General features: G+C 36.7%; 27 protein-coding genes. 13 read left to right on the forward strand and 14 right to left on the reverse strand.

The features are described 5' to 3' along the window. Nucleotides 1-109: 109 nt before the first annotated feature. The 8 genes from ACSVI6_RS06020 to eno form a co-directional block, all read right to left on the reverse strand. Complete coding sequence (locus tag ACSVI6_RS06020; RefSeq protein ID WP_491720634.1) at nucleotides 110-1,183, reverse strand: ABC transporter ATP-binding protein; 1,074 nt, start codon at nucleotides 1,181-1,183, stop codon at nucleotides 110-112. 14 nt (nucleotides 1,184-1,197) lie between these two features. After that, nucleotides 1,198-2,016: a carbohydrate ABC transporter permease gene (locus ACSVI6_RS06025; RefSeq protein WP_491716547.1), complete on the reverse strand. Its 819-nt coding sequence runs from the start codon at nucleotides 2,014-2,016 to the stop codon at nucleotides 1,198-1,200. Further along, a complete protein-coding gene (locus ACSVI6_RS06030) occupies nucleotides 2,006-2,599 on the reverse strand; it encodes a carbohydrate ABC transporter permease (RefSeq protein WP_491716548.1) in 594 nt (197 codons plus the stop codon). Before ACSVI6_RS06030 ends, ACSVI6_RS06025 begins: the two co-directional genes overlap by 11 nt. A 376-nt stretch (nucleotides 2,600-2,975) precedes the next feature. Continuing rightward, nucleotides 2,976-3,821 carry a metallophosphoesterase family protein gene (locus ACSVI6_RS06035; RefSeq protein ID WP_491720635.1) on the reverse strand — a complete coding sequence of 282 codons (846 nt, stop codon included), beginning with the start codon at nucleotides 3,819-3,821 and terminating at the stop codon, nucleotides 2,976-2,978. 22 nt (nucleotides 3,822-3,843) lie between these two features. Then, entirely contained in the window at nucleotides 3,844-5,136 is a 1,293-nt protein-coding gene (locus tag ACSVI6_RS06040; protein WP_491716550.1) for an ABC transporter substrate-binding protein, read from the reverse strand. Nucleotides 5,137-5,443: 307 nt separating this feature from the next. Further along, complete coding sequence (locus ACSVI6_RS06045; RefSeq protein ID WP_491716551.1) at nucleotides 5,444-5,734, reverse strand: hypothetical protein; 291 nt, start codon at nucleotides 5,732-5,734, stop codon at nucleotides 5,444-5,446. A gap of 40 nt (nucleotides 5,735-5,774) precedes the next feature. Beyond that, nucleotides 5,775-7,067 carry an MFS transporter gene (locus ACSVI6_RS06050; RefSeq protein ID WP_491716552.1) on the reverse strand — a complete coding sequence of 431 codons (1,293 nt, stop codon included), beginning with the start codon at nucleotides 7,065-7,067 and terminating at the stop codon, nucleotides 5,775-5,777. A gap of 129 nt (nucleotides 7,068-7,196) precedes the next feature. Further along, a complete protein-coding gene (gene eno, locus ACSVI6_RS06055) occupies nucleotides 7,197-8,483 on the reverse strand; it encodes a phosphopyruvate hydratase (protein WP_491717307.1) in 1,287 nt (428 codons plus the stop codon). 168 nt (nucleotides 8,484-8,651) lie between these two features. Between eno and ACSVI6_RS06060 the strand changes: the two genes are divergently transcribed. After that, nucleotides 8,652-9,566 carry a DMT family transporter gene (locus tag ACSVI6_RS06060; RefSeq protein ID WP_491720636.1) on the forward strand — a complete coding sequence of 305 codons (915 nt, stop codon included), beginning with the start codon at nucleotides 8,652-8,654 and terminating at the stop codon, nucleotides 9,564-9,566. A 2-nt stretch (nucleotides 9,567-9,568) separates the two neighbouring features. Here the strand turns inward: ACSVI6_RS06060 and ACSVI6_RS06065 are convergent, their stop codons facing one another. Further along, complete coding sequence (locus ACSVI6_RS06065; protein WP_491720637.1) at nucleotides 9,569-10,165, reverse strand: NADPH-dependent FMN reductase; 597 nt, start codon at nucleotides 10,163-10,165, stop codon at nucleotides 9,569-9,571. Between the two features lie 114 nt (nucleotides 10,166-10,279). On the opposite strand from ACSVI6_RS06065, the gene ACSVI6_RS06070 reads away from it, so the two are divergent. From ACSVI6_RS06070 to ACSVI6_RS06120, 11 genes are all read left to right on the forward strand, one after another. Continuing rightward, a complete protein-coding gene (locus ACSVI6_RS06070) occupies nucleotides 10,280-10,753 on the forward strand; it encodes a MarR family winged helix-turn-helix transcriptional regulator (RefSeq protein WP_491716555.1) in 474 nt (157 codons plus the stop codon). Nucleotides 10,754-10,838: 85 nt separating this feature from the next. After that, nucleotides 10,839-11,798, forward strand: coding sequence for an NAD(P)H-quinone oxidoreductase (locus ACSVI6_RS06075; protein ID WP_491716556.1), 960 nt, complete (start codon nucleotides 10,839-10,841; stop codon nucleotides 11,796-11,798). Between the two features lie 88 nt (nucleotides 11,799-11,886). Then, nucleotides 11,887-12,231 (forward strand): hypothetical protein, encoded by a 345-nt coding sequence (locus tag ACSVI6_RS06080; protein ID WP_491720638.1) that lies wholly within the window; start codon nucleotides 11,887-11,889, stop codon nucleotides 12,229-12,231. Nucleotides 12,232-12,257: 26 nt separating this feature from the next. Continuing rightward, nucleotides 12,258-12,680, forward strand: coding sequence for a hypothetical protein (locus ACSVI6_RS06085; RefSeq protein WP_491716558.1), 423 nt, complete (start codon nucleotides 12,258-12,260; stop codon nucleotides 12,678-12,680). A 176-nt stretch (nucleotides 12,681-12,856) separates the two neighbouring features. Further along, entirely contained in the window at nucleotides 12,857-13,108 is a 252-nt protein-coding gene (locus ACSVI6_RS06090) for a hypothetical protein (RefSeq protein ID WP_491720639.1), read from the forward strand. Nucleotides 13,109-13,393: 285 nt separating this feature from the next. Beyond that, complete coding sequence (locus tag ACSVI6_RS06095) at nucleotides 13,394-13,864, forward strand: hypothetical protein (protein ID WP_491720640.1); 471 nt, start codon at nucleotides 13,394-13,396, stop codon at nucleotides 13,862-13,864. A 20-nt stretch (nucleotides 13,865-13,884) separates the two neighbouring features. Further along, on the forward strand, nucleotides 13,885-14,391 hold the full coding sequence (locus ACSVI6_RS06100) for a hypothetical protein (protein WP_491720641.1): 507 nt from the start codon (nucleotides 13,885-13,887) through the stop codon (nucleotides 14,389-14,391). Nucleotides 14,392-14,424: 33 nt separating this feature from the next. Continuing rightward, on the forward strand, nucleotides 14,425-14,922 hold the full coding sequence (locus tag ACSVI6_RS06105; protein WP_491720642.1) for a hypothetical protein: 498 nt from the start codon (nucleotides 14,425-14,427) through the stop codon (nucleotides 14,920-14,922). A 14-nt stretch (nucleotides 14,923-14,936) separates the two neighbouring features. Continuing rightward, entirely contained in the window at nucleotides 14,937-15,440 is a 504-nt protein-coding gene (locus ACSVI6_RS06110) for a hypothetical protein (protein ID WP_491716563.1), read from the forward strand. A 37-nt stretch (nucleotides 15,441-15,477) separates the two neighbouring features. Beyond that, a complete protein-coding gene (locus ACSVI6_RS06115) occupies nucleotides 15,478-15,981 on the forward strand; it encodes a hypothetical protein (RefSeq protein WP_491720643.1) in 504 nt (167 codons plus the stop codon). A 6-nt stretch (nucleotides 15,982-15,987) separates the two neighbouring features. Continuing rightward, a complete protein-coding gene (locus ACSVI6_RS06120; protein ID WP_491719676.1) occupies nucleotides 15,988-16,491 on the forward strand; it encodes a hypothetical protein in 504 nt (167 codons plus the stop codon). 50 nt (nucleotides 16,492-16,541) lie between these two features. On the opposite strand, the gene ACSVI6_RS06125 is transcribed toward ACSVI6_RS06120, so the two are convergent. The 3 genes from ACSVI6_RS06125 to ACSVI6_RS06135 all read right to left on the reverse strand — a co-directional run bounded on the left by ACSVI6_RS06125 (nucleotide 16,542) and on the right by ACSVI6_RS06135 (nucleotide 21,926). Beyond that, nucleotides 16,542-16,982 (reverse strand): restriction endonuclease subunit S, encoded by a 441-nt coding sequence (locus ACSVI6_RS06125; protein ID WP_491720644.1) that lies wholly within the window; start codon nucleotides 16,980-16,982, stop codon nucleotides 16,542-16,544. Between the two features lie 205 nt (nucleotides 16,983-17,187). Beyond that, a complete protein-coding gene (locus ACSVI6_RS06130) occupies nucleotides 17,188-18,801 on the reverse strand; it encodes a type I restriction-modification system subunit M (protein WP_491720645.1) in 1,614 nt (537 codons plus the stop codon). 11 nt (nucleotides 18,802-18,812) lie between these two features. Beyond that, on the reverse strand, nucleotides 18,813-21,926 hold the full coding sequence (locus ACSVI6_RS06135; protein WP_491720646.1) for a type I restriction endonuclease subunit R: 3,114 nt from the start codon (nucleotides 21,924-21,926) through the stop codon (nucleotides 18,813-18,815). A gap of 200 nt (nucleotides 21,927-22,126) precedes the next feature. Here ACSVI6_RS06135 and pnuC point away from each other — a divergent pair, with 200 nt between their 5' ends. Beyond that, entirely contained in the window at nucleotides 22,127-22,930 is an 804-nt protein-coding gene (gene pnuC, locus ACSVI6_RS06140; protein ID WP_491720647.1) for a nicotinamide riboside transporter PnuC, read from the forward strand. 42 nt (nucleotides 22,931-22,972) lie between these two features. Here the strand turns inward: pnuC and ACSVI6_RS06145 are convergent, their stop codons facing one another. Both ACSVI6_RS06145 and ACSVI6_RS06150 read right to left on the reverse strand, forming a co-directional pair. Next, nucleotides 22,973-23,833, reverse strand: coding sequence for a metallophosphoesterase family protein (locus ACSVI6_RS06145; RefSeq protein ID WP_491716571.1), 861 nt, complete (start codon nucleotides 23,831-23,833; stop codon nucleotides 22,973-22,975). A 140-nt stretch (nucleotides 23,834-23,973) separates the two neighbouring features. Next, entirely contained in the window at nucleotides 23,974-25,152 is a 1,179-nt protein-coding gene (locus tag ACSVI6_RS06150) for a DUF3290 family protein (protein WP_491720648.1), read from the reverse strand. Between the last annotated feature and the right edge of the window lie 25 nt (nucleotides 25,153-25,177).

The following is a 25,177-nucleotide window of genomic DNA, read 5'->3' on the forward strand; positions in this document are numbered from 1 at the left end:
ACAAGCATAGGTGAATTTAGTAATTGAATCAATCAATAGTATCCTTGCCAATCTAAAAAGCCCATTAATCCACCCTAGGATAGACTAATGAGCTTTTATTAATGGTCAACTAAATTCTTTCACCAGTTTCTTTATCAAAAACAATTATTTTCTGATTATTAAATGAAACGCTAACTTCTTTATTACTGCCATCCCAATCGCTTACGTTCGCTTTAAACGTTGTTCCATTCTTAGTTTCAAGGGTTAGCTCGTAATACTTTCCATAATCGACTACATATTTAACGTTCGCCTTAATTCCAGAATCTGAATTATTAACTAAAACATTTTCGGATCTGATCCCTAAAACATAACTTTTACTATTATCTAATTTAATCTTATCAGGTAATATTTTTGCCAATGAATATTCATTTTCAAGGTATGGAGTCGCATTTTGGAATGTAATATCAAAAAGATTAATCCTTGGCGTTCCAATAAACTTAGCAACAAACAGATTAGCGGGTTCTTCATAAATCTTCTTAGGACTATCGATCATTTGAATTTTACCGTCATTGATTACAGCGATTCGATCACCCAAAGCCATTGCTTCCATTTGATCATGGGTAACGTAAATAATCGTCTGTTCACTATCGTTATGAAGCCGAATGATTTCATCCCGTGCCTTTTCACGTAATTGAACATCAATATTGGATAACGGTTCATCAAGTAAAAAGATCCGACTCTTCTTAGCCATCCCCCTGCCAAGGGCCACCCGTTGCTTTTGTCCCCCTGACAACTGAGCAGGATATTTCTTCTGGTGGTCAACTAAGTCGAGTGACTCAAGAATCTTTTCAACCCGATTCTTGATTTCTGTTTTACTAACCTTGTGAACCTTAAGTGCGTATTCGATATTTTGTCTAACCGTCATATTTGGATAGAGCGCATAATCTTGAAATACCATGGCAATGTTTCTTTCACCACTTGCGGTATTCTTAACATCCTTACCATCAAAAAGGATTTCACCATCGCTTGGTGTTTCAAGTCCCGCAATCATTCTTAAGGTAGTAGACTTTCCGCATCCTGAAGGCCCTAGTAGAACCAAGAATTCACTGGGGTTAATCTTTAAATTCATATCTTTGATTACTGAACTATTTTTAAAGTTTTTAGAAACATCTTTTAATTCAACGCTTGATCCTGAAGTACTCATTTAAAATCCCTCTCTTATTTTAGTCCCGCACTACTGATATTGTTCAAAATGTATCTTTGAAGCGCAATATAAATCAATAGTGGTGGAATAATCATAATTGTTGCGACAGCCATTGCCAGTGGGAAGTTAGTTCCCCCTTCGCTGGAGATATAGTTCTGTAATGCTAATGGCAGTGTAAAGCTACCAGTATTCTTCAAAATCAAGGTTGGCCATACATACTCATTCCATGAATTAATGAAGAACAACGCACCCATACTGATGATACTTGGTCTCAATAATGGTAGAACGATATTTCTAAAAATCCTAAAATCACCCACATTATCGATCTTAGCAGACTCAATCAAACTATATGGAATCTTACCCATTGATTTAACAAATAACATGATCCCAGAAGCATCACATAGTTGTGGTAAAACGACCCCGATAATTGTATTCAAAAGGTGCGCTCTCGAAATAACTAAGTAGTTCGGAATCATTGTCATTGTAAATGGAACAAACATCGTTGCCATAAATACAAAGTAAATCCATTTCTTACCCTTAAAAGCATGGTACTTAAAGGCATAGGCTGCTAATAATCCTGTAAATACCTTTCCCAAGGTTACCAAACTAGCCATAAAAAAGGTGTTCCAGATCAATTGAATGATATTTAATTGTTTCGCAAGGGTAATATAATTAGCTAACGAAGGGTGACTAGGGATAAATTGCAGTGGAGTTTGATACGATTCTTGGACCGTTTTAAATGAATTCCCAATCATAAAGATAACGGGTAAAATTGCAACTAAACATACGATAATTAAAATCACGTGCCAAGCGGTGTATTTATTAACCTTCATTGCCAAAAATCTCCTTTCCTTCAACAAATTTAATTTCTAAGAATAAAAAGATGAGGAAAATAATAAAAGTAAAGATTGCCATTGCAGCGGAATCACCGGTCTTATATAAAACAAAGGCGTTTAAATAAGTGTGATAAATCACATTGGATGATCCATAATTAGGACCCCCTTGAGTAATTACACTAATTGGGGTAAATACATATTGCAGCCCCTGCACGACGGTCAAAATCAACACGTACATACTAATGCTTTTGTTCATTGGCATAACAATGTCTTTCACCATCCGCCATTTAGGAATTGCATCCATCTTAGCTGCATTTAAAATATTCTCAGGAATTGCTCCCAATCCAGTTAAGAGCAAAATAAAGTTATAACCGAACACCTTCCAGTTAGCAATCAAACAAAGCACCGTAACTGCCATCCCACCAGAATTGGTCCATTGCGGTAGTTTGACTCCAATCGTGTGAAAGAGCTCAGCAACTGGTCCAGCCACCGGATTCAATAACCAAGAAAATAGCATTGCACCAACCACTAATGAAAATAAACTTGGAATGAAAAAGATGATCTTATAAATTCCCTTCATTTTGGAAATAAAATACTGAACGATAATTGAAATGAAATAAGGAACAATAAAGTTCAAAATTAATAGGAAAATAATATAAACAACCGTATTAAGGATTACTTTTAAATTAGTTGGGTCTGTAAATAATGAAATATAGTTTTTTAGCCCGACAAAGTTTTTATCTGGTGAGATCAAATTCCAATCGCAGAAACTTAAATAAATAGTATACAAAATTGGTATGATCAGAAAAATTAACATTATCAGTCCGGCTGGGGTTAAGTATAGAAAAGATTTCCAACTCCCCTTTTTATTATTAGTCATTTAACCGCTCCCGTTTTATTAAATACTTTCATTAACAACGCGACCTCCTAAATAATTAGGAGGTCAGTTCGTTGCACTATTTAAATTTACCTTTATCTAAAAATTCAATGTCCTCAACTTTAATGTGTCCATTAATATTGCTAGGGCCATGGCCATCGCTTAATAGCTGAACCAAAGTCGTCCCGATATTATTATCGTCAATATCAATGACATTATAGCTAGTTGCGTCACAATAAACGTGATCGTATGGGTCTCGACAATCGATATGGTAGGCAGTCGAATCACCGATTACATTAAAGATGCCGTTATAGTTATAACTCGTTGGAAAATGAACATGTCCCGAGAATACTCCAATAACGTTTTTACCATTAATGATGTCGTAAAATTCATCACCATTTTGTAAAATACTATACTTCATGTACTTTAATGGTGCCCCATAGGCTGGGTGGTGCATAAAGATAATTGAACTCTTGTCTGATTTGCTTAACTCATTAGATAACCAATCTAATTGATCACTGCTTAGATATCCCTGTTCAATATTGCCATGCTTAGTATCTAAAAAGTAATAATCATAATCAGGTGAGGAAACTTTATAGTAGTACTTATCCTTAGCTTCTTGATTTAAATATCCCTTATAGAAATCAGCAGTGCGATCATGATTACCTAACGTTACGTAAATCGGCATTCCTATCTTTTCACTTTGTTGATCAAGATAACGTCTCAACATTTTGTAGTCCGTCTGATTGCCTTCGTGAATAAGGTCACCAGTAATCACAATAAACTCAGCTTTTGAATTATTTTTTTCAATATCATCAAACACTAGTTGTAGTTTATCATTTGGGCTAAATTGTTGTTTCATTTGCTTAGCACCAGTGGTGTTTTTTAAATGAGTGTCTGTTATCTGAATTATCTGATGAAGCATCTTTAAACCCCCATTTAAACTATTATTGTTGAGAATTAATCTTATCTTGAGCTTCCTTTAGTGCTGAAGAAACATTGCTACCTGCAAGAATCTTACTTTTAGCATCGATCAATGTTTGTTCTGCTTGTAAACCATTCTTAGGGAATGAAGTCCAAGGAACAGCGTTGCCCAATTCTGAGTTAGCAGCCTTTAGTAATGGCATCTTAGTAAAGTATTGCTTAAATTCAGTTGAGTTAGCGGCATCCTTAGTTGGTGGTAAATAACCAGTTGCCTTAGTCCAATCAACAAGTGATGAGTTCTTGTAAAGGAACTTTTCAAATGTCCAAGCAGCCTTTTGCTTAGCTGAATCTTGGGAAGTAATTGCAAGCATTGACCCACCAACTGGAACCTTCAATTCGTGACCAGAGAAGGTAGGTGCAGTTTGAGAAGTTACATCGAACTTAGCACCACTCTTAATGTGAGAAGCTTGGGCAACGGTCGTGAACATCATTGCAACCTTACCAGTGATAAAGTCATCAATTCCTTGATCCCATTGAGTATGCAATGCAGATTTGTCCTTATTAACCATGTCTTGGTAGAATTGCATAGCCTTGATTCCTTGGGAACTAGCAAATGTTGCCTTTCCATTTTCTTGGATATTAGCACCATTACTTAACATCATTGCTTGTTGAGCCCAAGTGTCACTAGGTTCTTGAATGTATACCCCGTAGGTATTACCACTACTTGCTGATTTAATCTTATTAGCAGCGGTTCTAACCCCTTCCCAAGTACTTAAACTACTGGACTTAATGCCATACTTTTTAAGTAGGTCATTGTTCACATATAGGATAGGAGTACTTAATGAATAAGGTAATCCAACTAATTTACCATCACTGTTCTTTGCGAATGATAAAGTCTTGGATGAGAAATTATTGTTAATAAAGTTACTTCCTGAATCAAATTTGCTTTGTGCATCGGTTGGTGTCATATATTTAAATGTCTTAGAGAAGTAGTTGGAATATGACCATCCAACTTGTACAATATCTGGAACCGTTCCAGATGCTTGTGCAGATTGCAGGTTTTGCATTAATCCTTGGTACATATTAGGATTATACTTTGCGGTCACCTTAATGTTCTTATGTGTATCGTTAAATTCCTTAACTAATTTGTTAACAGTTTGTCCACCCATTGTCTGGGCGTTAACATGCCAATAAGTAATATTTGTTACCTTATCTGAATCTGATGATTTACTTGAGCTACACGCAGCAAGCGTAGCCCCTAAAGTCAAAACTGATAAAACTCCTGCCAAAAATTTTAAAGCTTTATTAGCTCTCATAATTATATCTCCTCGCTTTCAAGAACAATATTATCAAATGAAATTAAACTTAAAGTAAATTTAATGTATTAAGTTTGTAAAGATTATAATTTAATATTGTAAATAAATTAGAATCATAAAAGATATATATGAAGATAAAATATGCAAAAAAAGATCCTAGCCCCGTTAAATCAACGATGCTAGGATCATATTTTTGAAAATATTATTTTAAATTCAACCGATTGTCCTTTAATTCATTTAATTTAACGGCTTTATAGCCATCCTATCTCAATAATAAAAGGGGTGCCCCAATCGGACACCCCCCTTATTATTTAAAGCTAATTTCGAACTTTTTGTCAGCCCATTCAAAATTAATTTTAGTTTCAAAAACCTGGCTCATATAAAATTCAGTGGTACTGATTTCATCATCACCAGCAGTAATTAAAAATCTTAATTCATCATCATCGTTAGGATCCTTAATTAACTCTTCGTTGGTTTTGTTAATTCCAGATAGGTCGATCGTGAGCCCTTCTAAATCATCAACCCCGGTAAATACTTCATCTGGCTTAAACTTACCCCTACGTAAACACATTAAAAATGGCATTTGTAATCTTTTCAAAATAATTCAACTCCTATTTAATAGTACTTATATCATATCATTATTTAACACGTTTTAAGAGAAATTCGTCATCTCGTTTTATATCACGTACAAAAATTGACGTGCTAAGGGTTGCATAGATTACTAATAAAATTCCACTAACGATCAAGACGTAACTGCCATGCTTAAAAATATCGAACAGCAGCGTATAAACCAACGTCCCCACTGGCATGATTGCAAAACTAGCGGTATAAAGCGTCGCACTAACCCGACCTAAAATATGGGTATGCACGGTACTTTGTAGTCTAATCTCAATTGCAAGATCGAAGATGGCAAATGCAAAGTCCATTAATAGTGCTAATAATAATCCAAAAATGCCCACCATCAAAGGGCTCGGCTTTATTGCAAATAACGTTCCTAGGCCTAGTAACGACAGTCCATTCAATATCAATGCTGCAATCACCTTCTCGGCAAAATGACGCTGGTTTTTAGTGAACGTCATCAATAGACTCCCCAGTAGATAGCCGATCGAATAACCCATTTCAACGAACACCACGGTTTGATTGCTCATATGCAATTCGTTCACAATGATGAATGGACTCCCCGTCACAACAGCGGTAAAGAAGAAATTGACTACGATTTCTGAAATAATCGTATCCCTAATAAACGGTCGTTTCTTCATGTAATGCAACGTTTCTGTGAATTGTTGCAGCTGTGAAGCCCCCTGTGCTGTTTTTTCACTGGGTTCTGCCTTATAAAAATGAAGTGACATCATAATCAGAAGTGCAATTACAGTTGCAACCATTTCCAGGATTATCAATCCTTCAATACTGATCAATGAATATAAAAGGACCCCAAACACTGGTGATAAAATCCGCGAAGCCGATGCACAGGCAGTGGTCAAAGAACTCAGTTTAGCAATTTGACTTCGGTTCACCAATTGCTTAATCGATGCTGAATAGGCAGTGTTTCTGACGTTAACTAGTAACGAATCAATTGCGATGAATAACCCTACTGGAATCAATAATCCCATTCCGTGAAAGTGTGGCAATGCAATTGCTAATAACCCAAACCCAAATAAGCGTAATAAAAATCCCCAAAAGATGATTCGTTTATGATCATGAGTATCCACAAAGTTACCAATTGGAATAAAAAAGATCAAACTCATTAAGGGGGCCACTACCAATCCCATTCCAAAGCTCAGTGGCGAGTTAGTGGCATGCAGTAACATAAAGCTGATTCCATAATCGAAAATCCCAAAACTAAATGCCCCTAATCCATTACTAGCAATCGCCTTTAAAATCTGTAAGTTAGATTCCTTATCAGTTAACGCTAGTCCTCCTTGGTTATCCATTATTAAACACCTCCTCATAAAGGATTTAATAACTATTCTAAAATTTTACAGAATAAAAGACAACTAAATTGGAATCAAAAAACTCCTGAATGCCAAAACACTCAGGAGCCCTAATAATCATTTTGAAGGTTAATCTAAATCAACATCATTTGGATAGTGAGCAACGGGGGTTAAATCATGCATTGCTTCTTCAATCCTTAAAATATCATTGTATTTTTCAACCCGTTCTGAACGAGCCATTGCTCCAGCCTTCAATTCGCCACCATTAACGGCAACGGCAAAGTCTGCAACGAATGTATCACCAGTTTCACCAGAGCGGTGACTGATCATCGTTCTAAAGTTGTTCTTCCGCGCTAATCGAACTGCTTCTAGGGTTTCAGAAACCGTTCCAATTTGGTTCAATTTAATCAAGAGGGTGTTACCAGCACCCAATTTAATTGCCTTACGGATAAACTTAGGGTTCGTAACAATCAAGTCATCATCAACGATTTGAACTCTGTCACCCAAACGCTTAGTAGCGGTAACAAAGTCATCCCATGAGTTTTCATCCATTGGATCTTCAACTGACATAATTGCGGGGTACTTATCAACTAAATCACTAACGTAGTCAATGAACTGTTCAGGCGTATAAGTCTTGCCTTCAAAGTTATAGTTACCACTATCTTTGTCGTAGAAAGAGGATGCTGCAAAGTCCATCGCAATTCCGATGTCTTCACCTGGAACGTAACCAGCTTGCTTGATTGCCTTGTAAAGGGCTTCCACGGCTTCTTCAGTGTGCTTCATGTTTGGTGCGAATCCACCTTCATCACCAACACCAGTTTCAAAGCCTTCAGCTTCTAAGACCTTCTTTAAGGTGTGATAAACATCAGCGATTTTATTGATTCCATCACGGAAAGAAGTCTTTTTAAGTGGTGTAATCATGAATTCTTGTGCATCAATATCGTTATCGGCATGTTCACCACCGTTAATAACGTTGTGGAATGACTGTGGTAATTCAATGTCAACCCCACCAAGGTAGCGATACAATGGTTCGTTAAAGTATTCAGCAGCAGCACGAGCAGTTGCCATTGAGACTCCTAAGATTGCATTGGCCCCTAACTTAGCCTTATTAGGCGTCCCGTCTAATTCGATCATGATTTGGTCGACTTGGCGTTGATCAAATGGGCTGACTCCATGAAGAGCGTTACTAATTTCGTTGTTAATATGACCAACGGCCTTGGTAACCCCCTTACCCATTAAACGTTTGCCACCATCACGAAGTTCAATCGCTTCGTTTTCACCAGTTGAAGCTCCAGATGGTACTTCGGCTCTTCCCAACGTACCGTCAGTTAAAATAACGTCGGCTTCAACCGTAGGATTACCACGAGAATCAAAAACTTCCCGTCCCTTAACTCTTTCAATATAAACTTCGTTCAAATGCATAACACCAAATCCTCTCGTTTTTTATTTTTAACTTTAGATTCAATTCAATCACTATATTAAAACAGCCGATTTTAAAACACAAAAATAATGGCTCTAATATTAAGTAAGTTTAAAGCTAAAATAGTAAAATAAAAGTAATACTAAATTAAGGAGATTTTATTTTTGACATTTTTAATTGGAATCATCGCTGGGCTGGTGTTGCCTATTCAAACATCAATTAACACCAAATTAAAAAACACCATGCAAGGTTCCCCCTTTTTAGCATCAATGACATCATTTACAATTGGAACGATCACGCTATTGATCGCTAATCTAGTCTTAGGTGGCTCACTACTGGTCCCTGGGAACCTCTTTGTTAACCAACCTGCTTGGATCTGGCTAGGCGGAGCACTCGGGGTAATCGGATTGACTGCCAACATCATTATTTTTCCTTATTTAGGCGCGGTCCAAACGGTGGTCATGCCAATTTTAGGTCAAATACTGATGGGAATGATCATCGATAATTTCGGGCTATTCAAAGCCCCCGTTCATCCATTCACCATCATTCGCCTCATTGGAATCATCATTTTACTAAGTGGTATTTTTATGATCGTCATTAAAAAAGATGAGGAAAACGATGTTAAACATGGTAAACACGTTTGGCAATTCATCGGGCTAATCGCTGGAATGTTTCAAGCATCCCAAACCCCAATCAACGGACACTTGGGAATAGTGCTTGGTTCTTCAATCCATGCAGCGCTCGTTTCATTTTTAGTGGGAACGGTGATTCTATTCATCATTGCCGTATTTACAGATCATGGCTACCGAAAAGTTGGTAATGCTTTTGGTACTGGTCATCATTGGTGGATCTGGATCGGTGGAGTCCTCGGAGCTTTTTACGTCCTAGCCAATGCATACCTCAGCCCAATTATCGGGGCTGGAACCGCAGTCATATTGACGCTGTTAGGGAATTTATTTGGTGGGGTCATTTTTGACCGATTCGGAATCATGGGAGCAACCAAGAAGCATATTACCATCATTCAATATGCGGGGATTATAATCATGTTAGCGGGGGTCATCATTATCAAACTGTTCTAAGCCTACTTAAATGGATGGGCTTTCAATAAGTCCGTGTAAAATGCAATCTTTCTGGCTGTTTGTAACAATTTCTTTCCATAGTAATCACCAGATGGCGCATCGGGTAACAAGGATCCATCGGCTGCAAAGTTATTTTGAACACTGCCGATTAATACTTGTGGTGGTAACACTAATGCCCCTAACCTCGTTAATACGGGACCCAATTCGAGTCCCCCAAACTGACCGCCCCGACCATTATTAGAATAAGAAACGATCATTGTCGGCTTATTATTGATCTCACCTGCCAAATAATCAATCGCATTTTTTAACACCGCGGGAAACGAATGGTTGTATTCAGGCGTTAAGAAGATGTATCCATCGGCAGCTTGCATGTCGTCTAACCATTGTTGTTCGTTCGTTTTCAAATGACGAGCTGGGTTATTCAACGGTGGTAACGCTTCATAGAAGAATGGTAATTGATAGCTCCCCACCTCTAATAATCTAAATTGGTCGCCAGTTGCTTTTTCATATTCGGTTTGATGATTTTTAAAATAGTTAATTAGATTTTTACCCAAGGCGGTTTCACGCGAACTGCCTAAAATAACATTAATTTTGTTCATAATTATTCCTTCATCCATTTTCAATTTGTATTCATATGAATACATTTTCAGTATATCATTAAATAATTTAAAAGCAATTTTTATTCATGCGAATAAAACAGAAAGGAGTCGCAAATGAGTTCATCAGAACAGGTAATGAGCATCATCAGTCAAATGCTCGCGCAAGATTCAAAGGACGATAATGAAAAACAATGGTTAAAAAAACATGCACCAAGTAAAGATATCGCTGATGCAATTAATAATCTCACTACTCGTGATATGCACGTAATCGCAGCGGTTGGTAAGTTGCAAAGCGCATATGCCAAACAGCTGCCTGAAATCCTGCACCTATCGCAACCCACTATTTCTAGGGCTATCAAAAAATTATGTGACCATCAGATTCTGCTTCGCTATTCAACGCCCCAAAATAGTAAGGATATTATAGTGAAGTTAACCCCAAGCGGAATGGAAATTGCCAAGGTCCAGGTCCAATTAAGAAAGCGCATCAATGATAAATTAGCCAATATTATGAATCGATTATCAAAAGCAGAGGCCCAGCAATTCATTACCACCCTAACCCAGATCAAGAACATAGACATCTTTAATTAGTTTTATACCAATCATTTGACAATCAGCTCCTAAAAAGCTAATGTATTTTAAAAGTAAAATAATATTTAGTAAGGGAGCTAACACCATGAAAGCAGTAACAATTCATAGTTTAAAGCAGGCCAATCCCATCGTTGACGTACCAATGCCCGCTGTACCTAGTGGCAATGTTTTAATTAAGGTGCATGCGACTGGCGTTAATCATGTTGACCTGGCATGGGCCAATGGCCACCGTAAGGATGATGACACCATTTTTGGCCTGGAAGTTGCCGGTGAAGTTGTTGAATCAAATTCAGCAGCTGTTAAGGTGGGCCAACGAGTCGCTGCACTAGTTGATGAAGGCGGCTATGCAGAATTTGTTTCAGTCTCTGCCAACCGAATTATCCCCATTCCAGATGACTTCAGTTACTCGCAGGGAGCTAGTTTGCCCGAAAGCTATATTACCGCATACCAAACCCTCTTTTGGATCGGTAACTTACAGGCTAATCAAACCGTCTTGATCCATGCAGGTGCTAGTGGCGTCGGTACTGCTGCTATTCAATTAGCCAAAGCGCTGAAAAATGCAACCGTTATCACGACTTCCAGCACTGCTAAGACTGCCATCTGCAAGCAAAACGGTGCTGATTACGCAATCGATTATCAAACGCAAGATTTCGAAACTGAAGTAGATAAGATTACTGACCATAAGGGCGTTGACCTAATCCTCGACTTTATCGGAGCAGATTACTTTCAACATAATTTGAACGCAGTTGCTACTGATGGTCACATTGTTTTGATTGGTGATTTAAGCGGTAGTATCGTTAATGACGTTAACCTTCGCTACATCATGATTAAACGGGTTAGCATCACTGGAACGCTCCTCTCCACTCGATCAGCAGAATACAAGGCGCAATTAATTACCGACTTTGTTGATAAGACCAGTAAATTATTCGAAAGTGGTAAAATAAAGCCATTGGTCAGTGATGCCTTTGATTTACAGGACGCTAAAGCCGCCCAAGAATACATGTTAGATAAGAAGAATATTGGTAAGATCGTTATCAAAGTATAATTTAAGAGTCCATAGTGCTAATTTTTTGAGCATTATGGGCTTTTATTAATTTGATAATGAGTTATTATTAGGGAAAGGAGGGATTTATATGAAATTGAAATCCTTGATTGTCATTTTAGGGACAGTATCATTTGGGCTATTTACATACCATAACGTGGCAAGTGCATCTGGTTATGATTATGCTAATACGGCCACCCATAGTGTCAAAACCACCAAAACGGTCAAGGTATATCGAGTCACAGTTGGTAAAGATGAGGCCGACAATCAATTCCACAATGCTGGTAAAATTAAAAAGGGCACTCATTTATCAGTTAGTGATTGGGTCATGAGTACTGGAGGCGGTTACGTTGTTACTGGTAAACATAAATGGAAAGCAACAAGTAAAACGTTCTACTTTGTTCTTGACGAAAAACAAACCAAATGGTTTAAGTAAAAATAAATTACATAGGAGCTGATAATATGAAAAACAATAAATTTTTAAAGGGATTAATCTTTATTATTGCACTATTTACAGTCGGAGTATCAACAAATTACGTTGCTAATGCTGCAACGTGGCATAAGGGAACCCCTTCTGCATTACACGGAACCTGGGAAACGACGCGAATTAAAAAGGACGGCTATCAATCAAGTAATGGTCGCACCGTAATTAAGAAGAACAGTATTTATTCGACCCATCGCTTTGCGCCGATAAACCCTGATTCTGTAGATGCATTGAGCTATAAAAAAACAGGATCTAATTCATACACTGTTAAGGGGACTTACCATAATAATGGTGTTGGTAGCACTCAGTATCAATTTAAGATCTATAGTAAAGATAAAATCTACTTTAGTGGTAACAGAAGTGGTAAGTTTGGGGACGCCGCTACTTACTACCGTAAATAACATTTAATTTAACAGCATTCAGTGAATGAAATAGCTCACTGAATGCTGTTTTTTTATAACTTTACAACAATTAAATCATTTTTTTACATTAAAATTACATAAGTGTGGTATCATTTAATTGTAATTAAATTCTAATTACATAATTATCGAATTCTGAATGAATTGGAGGTTTTATTATGACAAAAATTAATTTTTTCAAGAATTTGAAGAAGGCATTTTCTTTAATGGTAATGACTGCTTCAGTTGCCACCGTTGGCGGATTTGCTACTCAGTCATTTTATGAAGCTAACGCAGCTTCACAGAATTATACTGAAAATCATAAATCTCAAAAGACAACTAATTCTAATGAAAATCCTAATTATTCGAATAAAAAACGTTCCTCCGAGTCAGAAAAAAGCAAAACCCCTGCATCTGACTTCTCAAAATAAATATTTATTTCATTCAGAATGATAGATAATTATCCTTCATAAGGATTTTATTCCCTCATTGATATACATTTCACTAAAAAGTGGTTGCATTGTCCCCCCTTTGCAGCCACTTTTATATATATAAATCCCCATTCAAAAGTTTGACTTAGATCGAAATCTAACTGCCAAACTTTTTAATTTATATAAAATAAACATCAACAGTTCTCGCAAATTGACATTATTTTGCTGAATCAATACAATTAAGTTATCTTTTCACATTAAATTAAGGGAACTGAGGTTATTTAAATGGAATTTAACGATAACAATTTAAAGAAAGTCATTGTCGAACTCAAAAACAATCTTTTACCAGGTTATCAATACGTTCAGGATAATAAAAGTGCGTCTTTATTACCTGGACACATAATTGAATTAGAGCAAAGTACGTTCCCATTCGATGCCAAAGCAGATAACTACGTTAAAACTAATATTTTTTTATCCCATAAGCGTTCAAGTTTAGTAACCATCACTGATTCCAACTCCATCAAGCCAGACGTTGAAAACACCTATGATTTTATTTCAGGTAATGTTAAACCCATGTCAGTTGATGAGTTTAAAGCGCTTTGTGAAAGAACCGTCCCAATTGATAGTAATAAATATCAAATTGATGATAACGGCGGATTAAGTATCACCGTTCCATTTGAAGATAGCGTTATGCTAGTTGATAACATTAATCGATTGCTTAGCTTAAGAACACTATTGATTACCGCTGTAATCTAGAAAGAAGGGACTCCTAATTCATGTTTGTTAATCCAGAACAACTAAACTTTATTAATCAGCGATTAGATGTAGATACCATCATGGGATATACATATAGGGGCTGTGAACAAGTCAAACTGAAAGCTGATGAGAATCAAACTGTCGAAACGTTGATCTTTCACTTTTCCCAATCATTGAAGCCCTATTTTAAAGATAATCGTAAAAACGATTCCATTAGTGCAGACATTGCCCTATATCCACTGGGCGGCCAATATGCAATTTCGGAAATTGCAGTTCAACCAGGAGCGATCACTTGCTTACAATTTCTACAGTCCCTCCCTGAATTCCAAAATAACCCCATTCAATTACCGGGATTAATGGCTTCAATCCCATCTATTTTAGACGATCGTTTCTTCTTCAACGAAAGATCAGAAACGTTCAATTTACAATCAGATAAGTATCTAAAATCATTTATTTATGGAATTAATGCATTATTAGGCGCTAGAGCCATTATTTTAACGATGGGCACAAAGTTGACCCAACAGTAAGTTTGCGTAAAAACAATATAAGAGGTGCACAAAATGAAATTAAATAACTCAAGCGTTGACCCAATAATTGAATGTTTAGAAAAGTTTATCCTACCTGGGTATCAATTTTCAGATTGTTTAGTCCGAAATGCTGAATTAGGGGAAGATGCCGTTGAATACTTTATGCTCATTGAACAAAAAATGAATCAATTCAATGAAATAAATGATGAGAATGTGATGCTAGGCATTATTCTTACTAACGACAGTACTTCCAATGCTGTTATCATCAATGAGGCCACCCCTAGTCCTGCTGAATACGGATTAAATAATGCATATAGTTTGATTTGTAATCTTTTAGGCAATCAAATCAGCGACGATCAGTTTAATCAACTATGTAACCAAATTGAACCCATGGATAGTTATAAATATTTCATTGATCAACATGGCTGTCTAACGACGATGGCAGATGAAATCAATCCGATCAAAGTAGTCAGTGGAATTAACATTCTTTTAAGTCTAAGAAGTAATTTGATTACTTCGATATTTGAATAAGGAGGTTCTTAATTATGGACTTTTTTAACGACCAAGTGATTAGTGAAATACGCAGCTTTGCCGAAAATGATTTAATTGCTGGTTACACATACCAGGATTTAAAAACCATCGATTTAAATGTGGAAGATCAAAAGACTCCTGCCATTGCGATTGAATTAAAACAACCATTGTTTCCATTCTTTAATGATGAACGCCAAAATTACTTTGTGAATGCGGAACTTATCATTTTTGTTTCCCCAAATAATGGTGCTTTTATTTACGAAGGTTCATATTTTAACGATTCACTTACAGCCTTCAACCTTTTGAATTCATTACCAGAATATATCGATAACCCAGTTAATCATGAATATTTTGATAACTTAATTCCGAATGTCGTTGACAATCGAATTGGTTTTAATCGGCTGCAAAATACACTATTCGTTCCTTCAAACGTCAGTCTCCCAGAAATTATTTTAAACATTAATGTCCTTTTAGGAGCTCGTAATGCCATGTTAACCTTTGGCATTCTAAGCCACTAGTGCCACTGATTCCAGAATCAAATTTTACAGAATGGATGTGAATATAACGAAATTTAATGATCAAGATATTATTAACGCCCTTGATGAGATCAAGGAAAATATTATTCCAGGATATGAATACACAATCTGTTCAGAGACTGAGTGTGAATATAATGGAAATAAAATTCCAGGATATTTAATCGAACTCGAACAAAAAACATATCCATTTGATGCTCGGAAAAATCATTATCATCATTTAGGTATTTTTTTAGCCCAAATTAATCCCAATTATGTTACATTTATGAATACTAGTTCCAACCGCTATCAGTTTGATAGTACATACCAAACCATCTGTAAGATGCTAAATAAAACAATTGATATCAATGCATTTCGCGAAATGTGTGATGCCATCGCGCCCATTAGTAATAAATATATGGTTAATAATAATGGCGATTTAATTACCCAGGCCCAATTAATCGATAATTCTAGTTTAGTTGATGGTATTAACATCATTCTTGGGCTTCGTACTGCTTTAATGGCATCAGCGTTAAAAAGGAAGTGAGCTAGATTGTTTATAGATAATGAGCAATATGATTTTATTAATAAAAAATTGCAAAATTGCACGATTCCTGGTTATGAGTACCAAGGTTGTGGGATTTTTCCAATGAATGTCGATAACAATACACAGATGCAAACGGTCATATATCAATTTAGTCAGCGGCTTACCCCGTTTTTTAATGATGATCGAAAAAATAAGTATACTAATGTTGAAATTGTGCTGTATCTTTTAAATCGTCAATTTTTTGTTTCAGAAGTTGATTACCATAGTGATGCTTCATCCACAGTTCGCTTTTTAAATTCATTAGTTGAATATCAACAAAACATGTTTAACATGACTGAGTTTAAAGCCTCCCTGCCAAATGCATTAGACGATAGATTCTACTTTAATGAAGTGACCAATACGTTAAACCTCAAAGTGAATAATAATTTAAATTCAATCGTCTATGGAATCAATGATTTATTAGGGGCGCGGGAGATTATATTGACGATTGGGACGAAGTTGCAGGGATAAAAAATAATTAAAATGGAACTCACCTTTTGAAGGCGGGTTCCATTTTTTAATTATATAAACATATTTTGAAGATAGCCTTTTTTAAGCCGTTCTAGGTGATCGAGTTTGGATTGTTGGAGTTCGATTTGGTGGTCAAGATTTTCAAATATTTTACTAATCTGCTTTTGTTCATCTAAGTTTGGAATACTAATAATCATCTTTGATAATTGATTAAACGAAAGAGTATCTATGACTCCACCTTCAGATAATCTTTTCCTTTGTCTATTAAAGGAATCTGTTTTAAACCAATTTAAAAAGTACTTTGAATCTAACTTATCATTCGTTTTAAAAGAAACATATAAAGGTGAAACAACTGAAGTATCTCCATCATCTTTATATGCTATTGATCCAACATTTATTCTGGAAGGATTGTAAGCAAAGTAACCCCTTTTTATAACATAGTAATTAGATAGGTCTTTACTTGCAACTGAATAGTTATTGAATTGATCCATTTGGTTTATAAAACCGTGTTTATTTGAAACGCTTTCCACATGGTCATATTTTAAATGAATATTCTTACAACCATTTTTTATTAATAAATCATATAAATGGTAGTTCCTATTAAATAGGCTAATTGATGGCACGGTTTCTCCAAAACATGTTCATCTAAAAAAGGCGTGCCCTCAATATCTGAGAGCACGCCTTTACTGGTTATTTTTACTTATCCTGTTGATCCGTCCAAACTAAGTCAGCCTTCATCTTATTAAATTCCGCTTCAACCTTTTGGTATTCAGCATCAATTTCAGCAATCTTTTGTTCCTCAGCCTCAATATCAATTTCAGGTTCTGGTTCAAAAGTATCTACATATCGTGGAATGTTTAGGTTAAAGTCATTTTCTTCAATTTCTTGGGGCGTTGCAACGTGGGCATACTTATCAACGTCCTTACGATTCCTGTAAGTTTCAACAATCTTATCCAGGTCTTCTGGCCGTAAAATATTTTGATTCTTGCCCTTTTCAAAATCATTGCTAGCATCAATAAATAGCACGTCACGGTTATCCCGTTGCTTTTTCAAAACAATTACCACAGTTGGGATTGATGTAGAATAGAATAACTTTTCAGGTAACCCAATTACTGCATCAATTTGATTCTTATTTAGGAGTCCTTCCCGAATTTTGCCTTCCTTTGCGCCTCGGAATAGCACCCCGTGTGGTAGGACGATGGCCATAGAACCAGTTGGTTTCAAATGGTATAACCCATGAAGCAAGAAGGCATAGTCAGCCTTACTCTTTGGTGGCAACGCACCGTATTCCTTGAAACGCGGATCCTTTAATTTTCCTTCATTGTTGTCCCAGTGAGCAGAGTAGGGAGGGTTTTCCACAACTGCATCTACGAAACGGGGGTGTTCGATCCCGTTTTCATCGATTCCGTCAGGCCAATCGCCCTCGAGAGTATCACCGTTTCGTAACTGCATGTTTTGATAACCAATTCCATGCATCATTAGGTTCATCCGCGCCAAGTTGTAGGTCGTGGTATTCAGCTCTTGACCATGGAAACGAACCTTCCCCTTCTTTTGGCCGTTTGGCACTTCGCCTTGAACCGTTAGTAGTAATGAACCAGAACCCATTGCTGGATCCAATACATCAAATGGTTCATCGTTATCTGGTAACCCAATTGTAACCAACTTAGCCAGTACTTCAGAAACTTCATGGGGAGTGTAGAATTCCCCAGCCTTCTTCCCAGAGTTAGAAGCAAATTGAGCAATTAGATATTCGTAGACATCCCCTAAGATATCATGACCATCTTCATCATTATAGTTAAATTTATCAACCAAGTTGACGATCTTACTCAATGCCTTGGCCCGATCGTTCGTGTTGCTTCCCAATCGACTGTTACCAAGGTTAATATCCGCAAACACACCTCGGAAATCCTTTTCAGCACCGTGGTTCAAAGAAGCATTTTCATTAAAGTGATCAAACATGTTTTGGTAGTCTTCAGGAACAACGGTCCCGTTTTCCACCTTATTGACGATACTTTCCCACGTGTCTTCCGGCCGAATTGCGTAACCATCACGTTCCGCAATTGCTTCTAGATAGTCCTCTACGCCATCTTCCTTAGCTGCTTCAGCGTAGGCATCATTAATATCTTGGCCTGGTTTAACTTCAAAGAAGTCTTGGGACTTCAAGAATAATTCTTGGTGTTCTGATAGGTATCGGTAGAACATGAATCCTAAAATATAAGTTTGAAAATCGACCGCATCCATGTTTCCACGTAATTCGTTAGCCATATTCCATAATTGACCAGTAATGTCTTGTGCCTTGTTTTCTGCCATTATTAACACTCCTAAATTTGTTTTTTAATTCTATCGGCGAGTTTTTTAAATGCCTCTTTCATCTTATTATAATACCTGATTTTACTTAACTTTCTGACGGCTTCATCATTAGCATCCTGCTTATATGCGGATTTACCACGGTTGATCACCGTTTCCAGCTTATCAGAATGTTGCAAATCATCCTTTTCAACGTGGTGCTGGCTAATTAAATCTTCAATTAACTTCTGCACATCCGCGTTTTCCAGCCCCCATTGGTTAATAAAGTTTTTGATTTCAGTTTGTGACCAACTCTGGCCGCTACTTTTAATTAATTCCTCAATTTGGTCTGGTTGCAATGGATACTTAACTTCAGTTCTAAAGTCCTTATCCATCAAAGTACGGACCTGCCGTGAGTACTTTTGATCGGTTTGATCAAGTGAATCGAGCATCTTTAAAATTTCGTTCCTTAACTTATCTAATTCCGCATCGCTCACGTCTTGATTATGAACGTGATTAGCATATTCAGCAATTAACTGGTGAAGGTAATCGTAATTAACAGTAACTTCTTTGACGTGTTCCATTTTCATTTCGAGTTCGATTGGATCAAGGTGTTCCCGTTCAGCAATATCTTTTTTAACATCATATGCAATTGCCCCAGTCAATCGGGCTTCATCATCTGGTGTCATCCCAACAGATTTGAGAACCTGTTCGCCACCCTCATCAACGAACTCATCGTATTGCTTGAGTTTTGATAAGATTCGGTTGTACTTATTTAGTTGATTATAAGTTTCATTCTGCTTATCTTCACTCTTCGGCGCTGCTCTAAAATGATCAGTTAGGTTAGCTAACTCAGCTACCGTTTGCCTTAATTCTTCTTTAACATCATTGTATTTTTTGGCTAATACAGTATCATCATCAGGCAAAATGACACCATTTGAGTCAGCTGAATCCGGATTAGAGTAGACTGCTAATGCTTGACGCATCAATTTCTCGCTATTAAATGGCCACCGATAATTAACGATATGTCCATATGGCTTATGAAGCATGTTTTGGATTCGATTGGTTCTAGAGTATGCTTGAATCAAGTTAGCACCCTTTAGCGTCCGATCAACATAGAGCGTGTTTAAATATGGCGCATCAAATCCGGTTAATAGTTGATTAATCACAATCACTAAGTCCAAGTAATTTTTATCGTTAGCAGTACGGTTCAGTCGACTACATACGTCTTCAAAGTACTCGCTAACAGTCTTACTATCAAACTTAGTGTTAAATTTTTGGTTATATTCATCCATCAGCATTGATAATCCACGATTATTTTCCAGTTGGTTATCATCATTAGAAGTGTTTTGGCTAAAGGTAACCGCAATCTTTAGGTGTTTACCAGTTGCCGCCATTTGCTTTTTAAATTCATTATAATAGGCAATGGCCATTGGCGAAGAAGCCACTCTTCCACCCATGTTGGTTGTAAACATTGCGTTGTAGCGACCGTTGACAGAACGGCTATCCCAATACTTCAAAATGTCACTAACCACTTCGGTAATGTGGGCCGGTTGCATATCGTAAACACTACTGCCAAGCGCATCATCCATATCCTCATCGGTTAATGAATTAATTCGATGATGAATATCGGTATTGGACCATTCAGGATACTTATCGTGGAAATATTTTGGTAGATATTTTTCCTTAAGCTCATCGTAAGGCAGCGTAGTTTGAAAATCGACCTTAAAGCCTAATACATTCTTGTCGGCAATGGCATCGCTAATTACGTAGCGATGGAGCGGTTCCCCAAACACCTGTTGAGTCGTGGGGCCATTCTTAGGGTCAAAGTTAGGAGTTCCCGTATAACCAATCCAAGCAGACTTTTTAAACGCCTCCCTGATTTCATTTAGCATATCACCACTGGCTGAACGGTGGGCTTCATCAACAATAAAAACGGTTCTTTTATCATCAGAAGTAAAATCATCCCTGCTGACCAATCGATACATTTTCTGGGTAGAAGTAACCACAATGTCAGTCTTATTTTTAGACTTAAGCTTGCGTTTCAAATCATAAACATTGGCAGTATCAGACACGATACCACCCTTATTATCTGCGTTCGCATTCGGATCGTATGCTTTATACTCTTCAGCAGTTTGATTCGTTAGTGCGATTCTATCAACCAAGAACACTACCTTATCAACATTAGGAAGTCGAGATGCCAAAAAAGCGGCCTTAAAAGAACTAATCGTTTTACCAGAACCAGTAGTATGCCAAATATACCCAACTTTTTTATTATCATTATTTTGATCACTAAAATCATGCTTTTTCAATTCCTGAATAATGGTTTGAGTAGCATAAACTTGATAATAACGCATTACCTTAATCGATTGGCGATTAGGTGTATTATCTAAAATCATGTAGTTGGTTGCCATTCGATGGGCCATTGGAATCGATAGGAATTGATCAGCAAATTCCTTCCAGTCTTGAATTGGTAATTGATTACCACCATTTTGTTTCCACCGAAATGCAAAGTCAGTATTAAAGTCTTCGGAAGTGGTGTTTGCCATGTAACGAACATCATGCGGGGTCATGGCAATTAAAATTTGTACCGTTGAAAAAATGTCAGAATATTGATTTTCATCAATATATTGATGCATTTGATTTAACGCTTCTTTTGCACTTCTCCCATCCGCCTTCTCCTCAATCTGAATAATCGGCAGACCGTTAATCAACAGCGTCGTATCAAAACGACGATCTCGTTTTCCGCTAATGACGTTCTTTCTTTGCACCTGGCGCACAATTTGGTACACCGTGTTTCCGGCACCAATTTCATCTTGATCAAACAGCGTTAAATAAACATGCTTGCCATCGTCTCGGTCAATTTCCACCTGCGACTTTCCGCCAACACCATATAAAAATACCCCAGCATAATAAGGTGTCTTAGTCTGGCTGATCAACTCTGCTTTAACTTGGTTAAATTCTGCATCGCTCAAAGGCTGCATGAGCTTATCCTGATTCAATTGGTAAACAATCTTACGGAAGTTTGACCAAAGATCATCAGTAGTTTTAATTGAATCAACTTGTTGCCATTGCTTAGTCCCACCTAGGTTAGCCAAGTAATCATATATTTTTTGTTCAAATTGCAATTCGTCTTTTTCTACAGCCATGTGCTTCTCCTGTTTTATGTAAAATTATTAATATATTTATTTTATCATTGATTTAATGGTGATTGTTAAAATCAATAAATATAAACCTGATTTTCATACCATAACAACAATGGCTAAAGCATTCACATTTTTTATTGACATTGCTATCAAAGCAGGCATAAAATTATTTTAAACTCAATATTAATTAGGAAGTGTTGGTAATGGTAGAAAATTCCAAGTGGCAGATTTTTAAATCTGGATGGCAATTGGCTAGCCACCCTACCAAATTAGCCTCAGCAGTACAAAACATGCGTAAACCATTGTTAATTGAATTAGTAGTCCTACTAATTCTACAGGTCTGCTCGTGGTTCTTACTGTTTAATAATAATCACTTTTCAATTGCCCCTGATTTAACGATTATCGGGTTAGTCAGCTTATTTTCCGGTGTCACGAACATCATGAGTGTCGTATTAGACTCAGATGGTAACATGACGAATTTTTTCTGGGGAATGCTTAGCAACATCACTTACATCTACGTTTCATTCAAAGCACATCTATACGGTGAAGTTTATCTATATACATACTTCTTTATTTCTCAATTTGTTGGGATCTATGCATGGAACAAGCGTAATATTGAACATCCCGTGGGGGATAACAATGAAGTTCAGGTCAAGGAACTGTCTGTGCGGGGCTGGTTGTTCCTAACAGTTGCCGTACTCGTTGGCTGGGTCATCTTGGGAATGTTTTTACAACGGGTCCCATTGATCACACCGACTTTAGATCCCCATCCTTGGATTGATTCAATGAGCACGGTCGTCCAGGTCTTTGCTCAAATCCTGCTTATTTGTCGCTTCAGCAGTAGCCAATTCATTCTTTGGATCATTGGAAATTCATTGGAAATCGTTCTTTGGACGGTTAGTTTCAACCCCATCATGATTATGTTGTTCATTGCCTGCAACGTGAACTCATTCTTTGGTTGGTACGTTTGGAATCAAAAATTAAAACAACAAGCTCAGGTTGAATAATGATAATAAAAGGGATTCTACTATAAAGTGGAATCCCTTTTACTATGACTCGGTAAAGACATCTTTATCTACAAAGTCAGTACTCCCAATTTTCATATGGCCATTAACATTATCAACGAATTTATTGTCACTAACCAAATAGACGCTGCGTACCCCGATATTATCGCCATCAATGTCTACGATGTTATAGCTAGTTGAATCTTTATAAACATGATCATGGGCATTACGACAATCAATGTGATATGCAGTAGAATCACCAATCACATTCATTACGCCCTCCCGATAAAAGATTGCTGGAAAATGAACATGCCCAGTAAACATCCCTAGCACGTTATATCCGCGAATAATATCGTACAATTCATCACTATTTTGTAAAATACTAAAATTCATGTTACCCATTGGAACGCCTGCCGAAGGATGGTGCATAAACATTAAAGAATGGGGATTACTGGATTTTAACAATTCGGCCTTTAACCAAGTTAGTTGCTTCGCATCTAAATAGCCTTGCGACATATTTTTAAACTTAGTATCTAAAAAGTAAAGGTCATAATCATCAATCTCAATTTTATAATAATAATGATCTTTTGCTGGTTCATTTAAATACCCACTAAAAAATTCACTAGTGCGATCATGATTCCCTAAAGTAACGAAAATTGGCACCCCAATTCGATCACTTTGCTGATTTAGGTATTTTCTTAAGTTCTTATAGTCTAACTTATTCCCCTCGTGAATCAAATCACCAGTAATCGCAATCAACGAGGCATCATAATCATTGCGATGCTTAAAGATGTCATCAAATACCAATTGCAGCTTATCGTTCGGACTATACTGCTGTAGCATTTCCTTGACTCCGTTAGTATTGTGTAAATGAGTATCAGTGATCTGAATTATCCTGTATGCCAATAACGCCACGCTTCCTTCGTAATTAATAAGTTCCTCATTAAAAGATTATCATTTTAAATTATAAATTAAGTAAATTATTTGTATTTTTTTCGTAATAACCAAAAAGAGCAGTTGCCCAAATATGAGCAGCTGCTCTTTAATTATTTACGCTTAGTTAATACATCCCTTAAATGAATAATCTCATTTGGTAAGAACTTCATCAATGGAGTTCCCTGCTTAGGATAAAGCGTCAATACTAAATCACCGTTAATAATTTGTCCTAAATAAACATCCTTAATGTCATGATGTTGTTTGGCTAACAGTTGCATTAGCCAATCTTGATTTTTCTGAATATGATCTAAAACGTCCTCATTAACGTTCCCATCGGTAATAATCGGTAAATTAGTTGTCGTATCATGGTAATTATTAATATTCAATTCACCATTTTGTTCCAAGGTGACCTTGCTAACTTGTTGTAAATCATTCACCCCAGAATTATTTAATTTGAACACTAGATCACTTGCAGAAACCCCACTTTTAAGTGCTGTCGCAACATCAATCCGCCCCTTATTAATTAATACCTTCGGGCTTCCGTTCATCAAGTTTTTAAAGAAATCGCTTTCGTTGATCAAGACCTTGCTACTAAAAATAATCATTGTCCATATCAGAACGATGACAATAAATTCCAAAATCGAAATGCTAAGGTTAAAAACGGTTCCCCCAACAATTCCACCTAAGACGTAGTTTTGCAACTCATCAACTGCATTGGCTGGATCCAAGTTCCCCTTACCAGAAAGGTTAATCTGGAATACTAACATTAAAAAACCAATCAATAGTTTTCCAGCAATGTTTAGATATTGACTGCCACTAACGCTTAAGTTTAAACCACCCTTTTTTACATACTCGATTTTATTCGCAAACGGATGCACCCGCTTAGTTGAGTAAACATCAGTCGTCGAATTAATATCGACCTCATAGTATTTATCGTTAACCTTCATGACTAGTTGCTTGCTAATCGTCGGGGAACTGGAGTAGATATTATTAAGCGAAACATGTTGATCCTGACTTACTTTTTGCATAATTCTAGCAATTTGAATCGCATCACTTTGTGTAGATGCCTGATTTTGCAGCTTGCCAACCTCCAAGCAAATCACTGCCGCCGCAAATGCGAACATTACAATTAGGATATTGCGAAATTTTAAATTAGTTCGATCCTTAGAATATTTAATTCCAATCACGATAATCATTAAACTAATTAACAAGCCCAAACCAATAAACAAGTAATCTAATAGGTGTGAATTATGAGTTAAATATTGATATGAATAAAATTTGATAGCCAATCACTTCTTACGTTCTGATTTATTT

The sequence above is a fragment of the Nicoliella sp. ESL1106 genome (genome assembly GCF_058509965.1).

Coding starts and splice junctions, on each gene's coding strand:
- ACSVI6_RS06020 (WP_491720634.1), bottom strand. CDS start 1,183: ATGAGTACTTCAGGATCAAGCGTTGAATTAAAAGATGTTTCTAAAAAC.
- ACSVI6_RS06025 (WP_491716547.1), bottom strand. CDS start 2,016: ATGAAGGTTAATAAATACACCGCTTGGCACGTGATTTTAATTATCGTA.
- ACSVI6_RS06030 (WP_491716548.1), bottom strand. CDS start 2,599: ATGAAGGGAATTTATAAGATCATCTTTTTCATTCCAAGTTTATTTTCA.
- ACSVI6_RS06035 (WP_491720635.1), bottom strand. CDS start 3,821: ATGCTTCATCAGATAATTCAGATAACAGACACTCATTTAAAAAACACC.
- ACSVI6_RS06040 (WP_491716550.1), bottom strand. CDS start 5,136: ATGAGAGCTAATAAAGCTTTAAAATTTTTGGCAGGAGTTTTATCAGTT.
- ACSVI6_RS06050 (WP_491716552.1), bottom strand. CDS start 7,067: ATGGATAACCAAGGAGGACTAGCGTTAACTGATAAGGAATCTAACTTA.
- ACSVI6_RS06065 (WP_491720637.1), bottom strand. CDS start 10,165: ATGAACAAAATTAATGTTATTTTAGGCAGTTCGCGTGAAACCGCCTTG.
- ACSVI6_RS06070 (WP_491716555.1), top strand. CDS start 10,280: ATGAGTTCATCAGAACAGGTAATGAGCATCATCAGTCAAATGCTCGCG.
- ACSVI6_RS06075 (WP_491716556.1), top strand. CDS start 10,839: ATGAAAGCAGTAACAATTCATAGTTTAAAGCAGGCCAATCCCATCGTT.
- ACSVI6_RS06080 (WP_491720638.1), top strand. CDS start 11,887: ATGAAATTGAAATCCTTGATTGTCATTTTAGGGACAGTATCATTTGGG.
- ACSVI6_RS06085 (WP_491716558.1), top strand. CDS start 12,258: ATGAAAAACAATAAATTTTTAAAGGGATTAATCTTTATTATTGCACTA.
- ACSVI6_RS06090 (WP_491720639.1), top strand. CDS start 12,857: ATGACAAAAATTAATTTTTTCAAGAATTTGAAGAAGGCATTTTCTTTA.
- ACSVI6_RS06095 (WP_491720640.1), top strand. CDS start 13,394: ATGGAATTTAACGATAACAATTTAAAGAAAGTCATTGTCGAACTCAAA.
- ACSVI6_RS06100 (WP_491720641.1), top strand. CDS start 13,885: ATGTTTGTTAATCCAGAACAACTAAACTTTATTAATCAGCGATTAGAT.
- ACSVI6_RS06105 (WP_491720642.1), top strand. CDS start 14,425: ATGAAATTAAATAACTCAAGCGTTGACCCAATAATTGAATGTTTAGAA.
- ACSVI6_RS06110 (WP_491716563.1), top strand. CDS start 14,937: ATGGACTTTTTTAACGACCAAGTGATTAGTGAAATACGCAGCTTTGCC.
- ACSVI6_RS06125 (WP_491720644.1), bottom strand. CDS start 16,982: ATGGATCAATTCAATAACTATTCAGTTGCAAGTAAAGACCTATCTAAT.
- ACSVI6_RS06130 (WP_491720645.1), bottom strand. CDS start 18,801: ATGGCAGAAAACAAGGCACAAGACATTACTGGTCAATTATGGAATATG.
- ACSVI6_RS06135 (WP_491720646.1), bottom strand. CDS start 21,926: ATGGCTGTAGAAAAAGACGAATTGCAATTTGAACAAAAAATATATGAT.
- pnuC (WP_491720647.1), top strand. CDS start 22,127: ATGGTAGAAAATTCCAAGTGGCAGATTTTTAAATCTGGATGGCAATTG.